Origin of the sequence: Paracoccus yeei ATCC BAA-599, assembly GCF_000622145.1 — a bacterium.
GTDB lineage: Bacteria > Pseudomonadota > Alphaproteobacteria > Rhodobacterales > Rhodobacteraceae > Paracoccus > Paracoccus yeei.
Genome location: NZ_JHWH01000046.1, coordinates 1 through 10,090 on the forward strand (window position 1 = coordinate 1; position 10,090 = coordinate 10,090).

General features: G+C 69.0%; 10 protein-coding genes. 3 read left to right on the top strand and 7 right to left on the bottom strand.

The features are described from left to right. Positions 1 to 171: 171 nt before the first annotated feature. The 7 genes from BU28_RS0117005 to ugpB form a co-directional block, all read right to left on the bottom strand. Complete coding sequence (locus tag BU28_RS0117005; protein WP_028720515.1) at positions 172 to 786, bottom strand: energy-coupling factor transporter transmembrane component T family protein; 615 nt, start codon at positions 784 to 786, stop codon at positions 172 to 174. After that, positions 761 to 1,486, bottom strand: a complete 726-nt coding sequence (locus BU28_RS0117010; protein ID WP_028720516.1) for an energy-coupling factor ABC transporter ATP-binding protein — start codon at positions 1,484 to 1,486, stop codon at positions 761 to 763. Before BU28_RS0117010 ends, BU28_RS0117005 begins: the two co-directional genes overlap by 26 nt. Before the next feature lie 67 nt (positions 1,487 to 1,553). Then, a complete protein-coding gene (locus BU28_RS0117015) occupies positions 1,554 to 2,528 on the bottom strand; it encodes a zinc-binding dehydrogenase (protein WP_028720517.1) in 975 nt (324 codons plus the stop codon). Further along, a complete protein-coding gene (locus BU28_RS23530; RefSeq protein ID WP_051578283.1) occupies positions 2,509 to 3,600 on the bottom strand; it encodes a sn-glycerol-3-phosphate import ATP-binding protein UgpC in 1,092 nt (363 codons plus the stop codon). Before BU28_RS23530 ends, BU28_RS0117015 begins: the two co-directional genes overlap by 20 nt. Then, positions 3,601 to 4,464 (bottom strand): sn-glycerol-3-phosphate ABC transporter permease UgpE, encoded by an 864-nt coding sequence (gene ugpE, locus BU28_RS0117025; RefSeq protein WP_028720518.1) that lies wholly within the window; start codon positions 4,462 to 4,464, stop codon positions 3,601 to 3,603. Continuing rightward, on the bottom strand, positions 4,457 to 5,338 hold the full coding sequence (gene ugpA, locus BU28_RS0117030) for a sn-glycerol-3-phosphate ABC transporter permease UgpA (RefSeq protein WP_028720519.1): 882 nt from the start codon (positions 5,336 to 5,338) through the stop codon (positions 4,457 to 4,459). Before ugpA ends, ugpE begins: the two co-directional genes overlap by 8 nt. Before the next feature lie 54 nt (positions 5,339 to 5,392). Beyond that, entirely contained in the window at positions 5,393 to 6,688 is a 1,296-nt protein-coding gene (gene ugpB, locus BU28_RS0117035; RefSeq protein ID WP_028720520.1) for a sn-glycerol-3-phosphate ABC transporter substrate-binding protein UgpB, read from the bottom strand. Between the two features lie 329 nt (positions 6,689 to 7,017). Between ugpB and BU28_RS0117040 the strand changes: the two genes are divergently transcribed. The 3 genes from BU28_RS0117040 to BU28_RS0117050 form a co-directional block, all read left to right on the top strand. After that, positions 7,018 to 8,109, top strand: a complete 1,092-nt coding sequence (locus BU28_RS0117040; protein ID WP_036763312.1) for a hypothetical protein — start codon at positions 7,018 to 7,020, stop codon at positions 8,107 to 8,109. 148 nt (positions 8,110 to 8,257) lie between these two features. Next, positions 8,258 to 9,391 carry an iron-containing alcohol dehydrogenase gene (locus BU28_RS0117045; RefSeq protein WP_028720522.1) on the top strand — a complete coding sequence of 378 codons (1,134 nt, stop codon included), beginning with the start codon at positions 8,258 to 8,260 and terminating at the stop codon, positions 9,389 to 9,391. A 294-nt stretch (positions 9,392 to 9,685) separates the two neighbouring features. After that, positions 9,686 to 10,090 (top strand): tetrahydrofolate dehydrogenase/cyclohydrolase catalytic domain-containing protein (locus BU28_RS0117050; RefSeq protein ID WP_028720523.1); only part of this gene is annotated, 405 nt, incomplete at its 3' end.

Consider the following 10,090-nt stretch of genomic DNA (forward strand, 5'->3'; position numbering starts at 1 on the left):
CCGATACGACCGCTGCCCGATCCTGTTCCTCTCAGCCTGCGCTCTCGCCGCAACAGTCATCTATGGGTTGTGAGCCCTGACTCTAGCGGAACTTTGAAAGAGTCAACTCTCGACCTGATTTGGGGAACATGATTCACCCCCCATCCGCGCCCGCCTGGCCTTGTTTGGAGCCTATCTATCCTCGGGCAGCAACAGGCCGCCGCGGGCGCGCAGGGCTTCGGCCACGCGGTCGGCGTCGTCAAGCGCGCCCAGGGTCAGCGGCAGGACGACCCGCCAGCCCGGGCGGCGCGGCGAGCGCGCGCGCCAGGCCAGGGCAAGCTGGCGCGCCTTGCCGATCAGGGCCGGAGTAAAGCGGATCACCAGGGGGATCGCGGCCTCGAGGATGGCGACGGGCAGGCCGATACGGCGCAGAGGCGCGAGCAGGCGGTGGATCACCTCGCGCAGCGCCTCGAGGCTGGTGGTCATCGTCACCAGGTTGGCCAGCGCCACGGCCGAGAGGACGCGCAGCGCAAGGGCGGACCCGCCGGCCCAGTCCCCGGTCAGCCCGTGCCAAGCCAGCAGCACCAGGGCCAGCGGCCAGAGGGGGCGCAGCTGCCGCAGCCCGTGGCGCAGGAATATGCGGCCGGGCAGGGCGTAAAGCAGGACGACCCCCGCCAGCGCGGCGAGTTGCGGCCAGACCCCCGGCAACAGGAACAGGCCCGTGGTCGCCACGGCCAGCGCGGCCAGCTTGGCGCCGGCCGGCCAGTCCTGCGCCCGCGTCCTAACCGGCGAGGTCAGCGAGATCATCGGACGCGCCCTCCTCGATCATGCGGGCCTCGAACTCGGCCAGCAGCGCGGGGCCGCCTCGGGCGCGGATGCGGCCACGGTCCAGCCAGCAGATGTCGCCATAGCCGGCCAGGTCGCGCGGCTCGTGCGAGATATGCAGGATGCGGGCGCCCGATGCATCCAGGTGGCGCACCAGCTGCATCCGGGTCGGGATGTCGAGGCCCGCGAAGGGCTCGTCCAGGATCAGCCAGCGCGGCCGCATGGCCAGCACCGCCATCATGCACAGCAGGTGCTTTTGGCCCTGCGACAGCGCCTCGGTCGTGGCGTCCTGCCAATGCGCCTTGCCGAAGCGGTTCAGGGTCTCCAGCGCGCCCGCCCGCGCCTCGGCCCGGCCCTGGCCCAGCTGGCGCAGGCCAAAGGCCATTTCCTCGATCACGGTGGGAAAGATGATCTGGTGTTCGGGGTTCTGGAACAGGATGCCGACGGTCGCGATGGCCGCCCGGCGGTCCTGCCAGACATCGACCCCCGCGATGGTGACGCGGCCCTGGTCGGGCCGGATCAGCCCGCCCAGCACCCGCGCCAGCGTGCTTTTCCCCGAGCCGTTGCGGCCAATGATGCCGACCCGGGCCGCGTCCAGCCCGAGGTCGATGCCGGACAGGACGGCGCGCCCGGCGATGGCGTGGCTGACGCTCTCGATGCGGATGCCCCCCGGTTCTGCCATGCCGATCCCCCTGTTGGTCGCAGGGGTCTTTAGCATCTTTGCGGCGGCGGAACAGCGGGGCCGTGGGTCAGGGGCGCAGCAGGATCTTGCCCGCCTTGCCCGGCGCCAGCGAGGCACGCACCGCGTCCCCGATCCGGTCCAGCCCGAAGATGCCGCCGACCGGCAGGATCAGCGCGCCGTCCGCGACCAGGCCGATCAGCTCGCCCATCAGCCGGGCGCGCTCCTCGGGGGGCATCGCGGCGCTGACCTTGGCGCCCCAGAAGCCGCGCACCACCGCCTGCTTGAAGATCAGATCGCCCGAGGAAATCTCCATCGCGCCCCCGGTCATCGAGCCGAAGGACACCAGCAGCCCCTCATCCGCCAGCAGCGACAGCAGCGCGCCGGCAGCCTTGCCGCCGATGGAATCGACCGCCGCCCGGATGGGCGCGCCCCCGGTCGCGGCCCGCACCCGGTCCGGCCAGTCGGCTCCTTCGGTCGACAGGGCGTCCAGGCCCAGGTCCTGCATCTCGGCCACGGCGGCGTCGCGCCGGACCAGGTTCAGGGCATGGATGCCGCGCGCGCGGGCCAGCATCGCGACAGCCTTGCCCACCGCGCCATTGGCCGCGTTCTGCACGAACCAGTCGCCCGGGCCCACGCCCAGGAGCCCCAGCAGGGTGATGGCGCTGAAGGGCATGGCGATCAGTTGCGCGCCCTGTTCGTCGGTGATGGCGTCGGGCAGTGGCACCAGCCCGGCGGCCGGGGCCAGGGCGTATTCGGCCCAGGACCCGCGCAGTCCGGCCACCGCGACGCGCTGGCCCAGGCGAAGCCCGGCGACGCCATCGCCCAGGGCGTCGACGACGCCCACGGCCTCGGATCCGCCGATGGCGGGCAGGGTGGGCTTGTAGCCATAGCTGCCGCGCACGGTCCAAAGGTCGTGGTTGTGGATCGGCGACAGGATCACGTGGATGCGGACCTGGCCCGGACCGGGTTCGGGCGTCGGGCCGTCGGCAAGTTTCAGAACGGCGGCGGGGTCGCCAAAGCTGTCATGGGTGGCGCTGCGCATCGTGTTTCCTTTCGTCAAGGCCTGCGTCCCGAAGGCGCTGGCCGCTTTCCGGGTCGAAACGATGCAGATGGGCAGGGTCGGGCATCACCGCAACCCGGTCGCCGCGTTGCGCGCGGGTCGTGCCGGGCAGACGCAGCGTGATCGCCACGTCGCTGCCGGCGATGGTGCCATAGCCGAAGGCATCCGCGCCCAGCCGCTCGACCGAGCGCAGGTCGACCGGGATGCCGCCATCCGCCTCGTGCAGATGCTCGGGGCGGATGCCCAGCCGCAGCGGGCCTGGCGGCAGGTCCAAGGCCAAGACATGACCGCCGGGCAGGGTCACGCCGCCCGTGCCCGCTTCGGCCGTCATGATGTTCATGGCAGGCGAGCCGATGAAGCCCGCGACGAACTCGGTCGCGGGACGCTCATAGACCTCAAGCGGGGTGGCGATCTGTTCCGCGACGCCCCTGTTCATCACGATCAGCCGGTCGGCCAGGGTCATCGCCTCGACCTGGTCATGGGTCACATACAGCGTGGTCTGCCCGGTGCGCAGGTGCATGTCCTTGATTTCCAGCCGCATCTGCACGCGCAGTTTCGCGTCCAGGTTCGACAGCGGCTCGTCCAGCAGCAGGGCGGCGGGGTCGCGCACCAGCGCCCGGCCCATCGCGACGCGCTGGCGCTGGCCGCCCGACAGGGCGCGCGGCTTGCGGTCCAGATAGGGTTCCAGTTCCAGCATCCTTGCGGCCCTGGTGACGCGCTGGTCGATTTCCGCGCGCGACAGCTTCGCAATCTTCAGCCCATAGGCCATGTTGTCGCGCACCGACATGTGGGGATAAAGCGCATAGTTCTGGAACACCATGGCGATGTCGCGCTGGCGCGGCTCCAGGTCGTTGACCACGCGGCCGCCGATCTGGACCGTGCCCGAGGTGATGTCCTCGAGCCCCGCGACCATGCGCAGCAGCGTGGACTTGCCGCAGCCCGAGGGGCCGACGATGACCACGAATTCGCCGTCCGCAATCTCGGCGCTGATGCCGTGGATCACCGGGGTGCCGGCATAGCTTTTGCGGACGTCGGTCAGGGTGATGCCAGCCATCTATTTCTCCGTCTCGACCAGGCCCTTGACGAACCAGCGCTGCATCAGCACCACCACCAGGATCGGCGGCAGGATGGCCAGCACCGAGGTGACCATGACCAGGTTCCAGGGCGTATCGGCATCGGCGAAGGAGATCATCTTCCTTAGCGCAATGACGATGGTGTTCATTTCGTTGGAATTCGTGACCAGCAGCGGCCACAGGTATTGCGTCCAGCCATAGATGAACTGGATGACGAAGATCGCCGCCACATTGGTCAGCGACAGCGGCCACAGGATGTCCTTGAAGAACCGCCAGGGCCCGGCGCCATCGACCCGCGCGGCCTCCAGCAGTTCGTCCGGGATGGTCATGAAGAACTGCCGGAACAGCAGCGTCGCGGTAGCCGAGGCGATCAGGGGCAGGATCAGCCCCGGATAGGTGTCGATCAGGCCGAGGTCGACCATGACCTTGTAGGTCGGCTGGATGCGGACCTCGACCGGCAGCATCAGGGTGATGAAGATCAGCCAAAAACAGGCCATGCGCAGCGGAAAGCGGAAGAACACGATGGCATAGGCCGAGGCCATGGAAATCGCGATCTTTCCCAGCGCGATGCCCATCGCCACGATGGTGGTGTTCGCCAGCAGCCGCCACAGGCTGACGCCGCCGATCTTGGATATGCCGCCGGTGAAGGCGTCGTGATAGTTCGCCGCCGCCTGCGCCCCGGGCAGCAGCGGCAGCGGCGGGCGCAGGATGGTCTGGGTGCTGTGGGTCGAGGCGATCAGGACGTAATAGACCGGAAAGGCCACCACGATCACGCCCAGGATCATCCACAGATGGGCCAGGGCCCGTCCGGCTCCCTTGGGCGCAAGGGGCGAGGGCTCAGCCATAATGCACCCGCCGCTCGATGAAGCGGAACTGGAAGGCGGTCAGCGCGATCACGATCAGCATCAGGATCACCGATTGCGCGGCGCTGTCGCCCATGATGAGGTTCACGAACCCGTCGTTATAGACCTTGTAGACCAGCGTTTCGGTGGCCCGTCCCGGTCCCCCGCCGGTCACCGCATGGATGATGCCGAAGGTGTCGAACAGCGCATAGACGGTGTTGACGACCAGCAGGAAAAACGTCGTCGGCGCCAGCAGCGGAAAGACGATGGTCCAGAAGGCATGCCGGCGCGTGGCCCCGTCGATGGCCGCCGCCTCGAGCAGCGGGCGCGGGATGGCCTGCAGGCCGGCGACGAAGAACAGGAAGTTGTAGCTGATCTGTTTCCACACCGCTGCCGCCACCACCAGCGTCATGGCGTGATTGGCGTTCAGCAGCGGGTTCCAGTTGATGCCCATCTGCCGCAGCGGCCAGGCCAGCGTGCCGAAGCTGGGGTTGAACATGAACAGCCACAGCATCCCCGCGATGGCCGGGGCAACCGCATAGGGCCAGATCAGCAGCGTGCGGTAGAACCCCTTGCCGCGCACGATCTTTTCGGCCTGCACCGCCAGGAACAGCGCGATCGCCATGGCCAGCAGGGCGACCAGCGACGAAAACACCGCCGTCACCTGCAAGGCGTTCAGATAGGCCGGATCGCCCAGCACCTTGCGAAAATTCGCCAGTCCCACGAAGGTCGTCTTCAGCCCGAAGGCATCTTCTCGCAGCATGGACTGGCGGAACGCCTGCGCCGCCGGCCAGTAGAAAAAGATCAGCGTGATCGCCAGCTGCGGCGCCAGCAAAAGCCAAGGCAGCAGCCTATGCGGAAAGACCGTCCGTCGCATCCGTCCCCCTGTCGCGATGGCGGGCGCGGCGCAGGCGCGCGCCCGCCGCCGGCCTCAGCCGCCCACGGCTTCCTTGATGGCGGCATTGCCGCGCTCGGCCGCGTTCTTCAGCGCGGTGGCTGCGTCCTGCTGGCCCGACAGCATCTTTTCATATTCCTCGTTCTGGATGTCGCGCAGCTGCGGCAGGTTCGGCGCGCGCACGCCCTTGGAGTTCTCGGTCGGGGGCTTGCCGGACATCTGCAGGATCGGTACCTCGCGCGCCGGGTTCTTGTCGTAAAAGCCCGAGGCCTTGGTCGCCTCATAGGCGGCCATCGTCACCGGCAGATAGCCCGACTGTTCGTGCAGATACTGCTGCACCGGGGTTTGCGACAGGTAGTCGAAGAAGGCAGCGACCCCGTTGTAGGTCTCTTCCGACTTGCCGCCCATCACCCACAGCGAGGCCCCGCCCGGCGTGGTGTTCTGCGGCGCGCCTTCGGCGGTCTCGTCATAGGGCAGCTGGCCGATGCCGTAGTTCATCCCCGACTTGACGATATCGCCCAGGCCGCCCGAGCTTTCCGTCAGGATGCCGCATTCGCCCGAGGTGAAGTTCTGCTTGGCCTCGCTGGTGCGGCCGCCATAGACGAAGACGCCCTCTTTCGCGAGATCCGCCAGTTCCTGGAAATGCTTGACGAACAGCGGCCCGTCGATCTTCAGCTCGGGCGTGCCGGCCAGGCCGTTTTCGTTCGTGGCCCAGCTGACGTTGTTCCAGGCGGCGAAATTCTCGGTATGGATCCAGGTCAGCCAAGTCGAGGTATAGCCGCAGGTCGCGGCGCCCGATTCCTTGATCTTGCGGGCGGCGGCCCAGACCTCGGCCCAGGTCTTGGGCGGGTTCTCGGGGTCAAGGCCCGCCTTCTGGAAGATGTCCTTGTTGTAATACAGGATCGGCGACGAGGAGTTGTAGGGGAACGACAGCATCTCGCCCTCGGGGGTCGAGTAATAGCCGACGATCCCGGCCAGATACTGGCCTTTGTCAAAGGTGAAGCCGCCCTCTTGCAGCACCTCGGCCACCGGCTTGATGGCACCCTGCGCGCCCATCATGACGCCGGTGCCCACGTCGAACACCTGGATGATGTCGGGGGCCTGGCCCGCGCGGAAGGCGGCGATGCCGGCGTTCAGGGTTTCGGGATAGGTGCCCTTGAAGACGGGCTTCACCTCGTATTCCGACTGGCTGGCGTTGAAGTCGCCGGCGATCTTGGCCACCACCTCGGCATTGGCGCCCGACATGGCATGCCACCACGAGATTTCCGTCCTAGCCTCGGCCGTCAGCGGCAGGGTGGCCAGCCCCAGGGTCAAGATGGCTGCGGTTTTCATGGAAATCCCTCCGTTTGCTGTGTTCGGCGGATCGCGACCCGCAGGGCCCGGCAGACGGGGCCAAGGGCCGGATCCCCCCATCCGGCCGGGCAAGGTTGTCCGACCGGGCAGGGGCCTGTCAATTCGCAAAGCTTCGTGACAGCCCCGTGACCTTGGGGCGCAGGAACAAATTAAATTCCCGCATCCGAAACTTTCCCGCTTTGCCGTCCGTTGTCCCCCTGCGCGGCGCAGCATCTGTCATAAGGAGAATAGCGAATGAATTCGATCATTTATCTGGTCGGTCTTGTGGTCGTCGTTCTGTTCATCCTCTCCATGCTGGGGTTGCGCTGATGGCCATTCGGGAAATCGAGGGTTCGGATCGCCCCTATGTGGACTGGGCGGCGGTCTTTGCCGGTACCGTGGTGGCGGTCGGCGTGGCGGTGGTGATGACGACCTTTGCCGCCGCGCTTGGCCTTGGTGCGGTTTCCGTGGACGAGGACGGCGGCGTCAGCTGGACCTGGCTGGTCGTGACGGCGCTGTTCGTGCTGGTTTCGATGATCGCGGCCCATGCCTTGGGCGGCTATATCGCCGGCCGGATGCGCCGCCCCATCGGCTCGGGCGGGCGCGATGAGGTCACGGTCCGCGACGGCATCAACGGCCTGACCGTCTGGGGGCTGGGCATGGTCGTCTCTGCGGTCATGGCGGGTTCGATCATCGGAGGCGGCGTCAGGGCTGCCGGCGGCGCGGTCCAGACGGCGGTCGAGGCGACCGGCTCGGCCATCGGTGGCGTGGCGCAGGGCGCCGGCCAGCTTGCGGGCGGTGTCGTCTCGGGCGCGGGTCAGGCCATCGGCGGCGCGGCGCAGGGTGCCGGTCAGGCGGCGGCCCCGGCGCTTCAGGACATGATGCCCGACGGCATGGGCAATCCGCTGGACTACATCACCGACACGCTGCTGCGGCCCGACGGGCAAAGCCCCGGCCAGACCCTGCAGCAGGACGCCGAGGCGCAGATGTCGGCCGACCAGCGCCAGCTTGTGGGCATACTGGCCAATGTCGTCCGCACGGGCGAGATCCCGGACGAGGACCGCGATTGGCTACGCCAGCAGGTCGCCCTGCGCACCGGCCTTTCGGAAACCGAGGTCGATACCCGCGTCAACCAGGCCGTCGAGCGCGCCCAGGCGATCCGCGCCGAGGCCGAGCAGCGCCTGAACGAGGTCCGTGCCGAGGCCGAGCGCCTGAAGACCGAGGCGCAGGCCCGTCTGGACGAGGCCCGCGACAAGGCGGCCGAGGCTGCCGAAACTGCGCGCATCACCGGCATCCTGTCGGCCTTCCTGCTGGCGGCGTCGTCGCTGATCGCGGCTGCTGCGGCCTATATGGCAGCGGTCCGGGGCGGACGCGACCGCGACGACGGCCGGGTCTGGGGTGGCCTCGCCTGGCGCGAGTGACACGGCCTTGGAAACCAGGCTTCGGGGGCGCTTCGGCGCCCCTTTCGTTTGCGGGCTTGCCTGACCGGCGGGCTTTCTGCCAGCGTGAGGCGGCGAAAGGAGCCCCCATGCAACCCGCCCCCAGATGCCGCAAATCCCCTGGGCCGCAATGACGCCCTTTGGCTTTTCCCTGCCTGGCCGGGTGATCTTCGGCCGGAGCGAGGCGGGCCGCGCGCCCGGCCTGATCCGCGCCCTGGGCAACCGGGGCGTGCTGGTCCATGGGGCGGACGCATCCCGCGCGGCCTGGCTGGTGGACGGCTTGCGGGCGCAGGGCGCGGCCGTCCTGGCGGTATCCTGCGGGGCCGAGCCGAGCCTGCCGATGCTGCGGGACGCGCTTGACCGTGCCCGCTCGCAGGGGGCCGACTGGGTCTGCGGGCTGGGCGGCGGGTCCGCGCTGGATATGGCCAAGGCTCTGGCCACGCTGATCCCGGCGCCGGGCGGCATCATGGACCATCTGGAGGTCGTGGGCCGCGGCCTGCCGCTGCGCGTGCCGCCCTTGCCCTGCGTCGCCATCCCGACCACCGCCGGAACCGGGGCCGAAGCCACGCGCAATGCGGTGATCGGGCTGCCGGATCACGGCCGCAAGGTCTCGATCCGGGACGAGGGCATGCTGCCGCGCCTGGCCATCGTGGACCCCGCGCTGACCGATGGATGCCCGCGCTGGGTGACGCTGGCCTCGGGGCTGGATGCGCTGGCGCAGGTGATCGAGCCATGGCTGTCCTGCAAGGCGACGCCGCTGACCGACGCGCTGGCGGGTCCCGCGATCCTGCCGGGGCTTCAGGCGCTGATGCGGCTGATGCAGGCCGAGGACCCCGAGGCGCGCGACCGCATGGCCTGGACCAGCCTGTGCGGCGGCATCGCGCTGGCGAATGGCGGGCTTGGCGCGGTCCACGGGCTCGCGGGCGTCATCGGCGGACTGACCGGCGCGGCGCATGGCGCGATCTGCGGCGCGCTGCTGGGCCCGGTGCTGGACATGAACCGGCGGCTGACCGGCGACATGCCGCGTCTTGCCCGGCTGCGGGCGGATCTGGCCCCGGCGCTGGCCTGCCCGCCCGACGCGGTGCCCGTGGCCTTGGCGGACTGGGCCCGCGCCCAGGGTCTGCCCGGGCTTGCCGCCCTGGGGCTGGACCCCGCCCGCCACCAGGCCGTGGCCGAGGCGGCGCTGACGAGTTCCTCGATGCGCGGCAATCCCGTGACGCCCGGCATCGGGGATCTGGTGGCGGCCCTGAGCGCCGCCTCCTGATGCCTTGGCGCGCGCTAAGGCACGGTGCGAAAAGAAAGTGATCCTTCCCGCTGTTCGCCTTTCGCCCACCCCGCTATAGACCGGCCAGGCCGCGCGACGCGGAGATGGAATATTCGCGACCCGGTCCGAAAGCGGCATCGGCATGTCGCAAAACCTCCAGGCGGGAGGGTGGACCTTGCCGCTAATGGCCGGGTCGGTCCCGGCGGGGGAAACAGGAAACCGGCAGCCCGTGGCGCGATGCGGCGGGCGCCGCCAGCGGATGGGGTTCGGATGGACGAAGCGAGGGAATGGAACATGGCGGCATCGCTGATCGACGGGAAGTCCTTTGCGTTGGGTTTGCGGGGTCGGGTTGCCGATGTGGTTTCGGGGCTTGCGGCGCGGGGGATCGTGCCGGGGTTGGCGGTGGTGCTGGTGGGCGAGGACCCGGCTTCGGCGGTCTATGTCAGGAACAAGGGCGTCCAGACGCGCGAGGCGGGCATGGCCTCGTGGGAGCACAGGCTGCCGGCCGAGACGGCGCAGGCGGATCTGCTGGCGCTGATCGAGACGCTGAACCATGACCCGGCGGTGCACGGCATCCTGGTGCAGCTGCCGCTGCCCGGGCACATGGACGCCGAGGCGGTGATCAACGCCATCGACCCCGCCAAGGACGTGGACGGGTTCACCATCGGCAACGTGGGCCTCCTGGGCACCGGGCAAAGG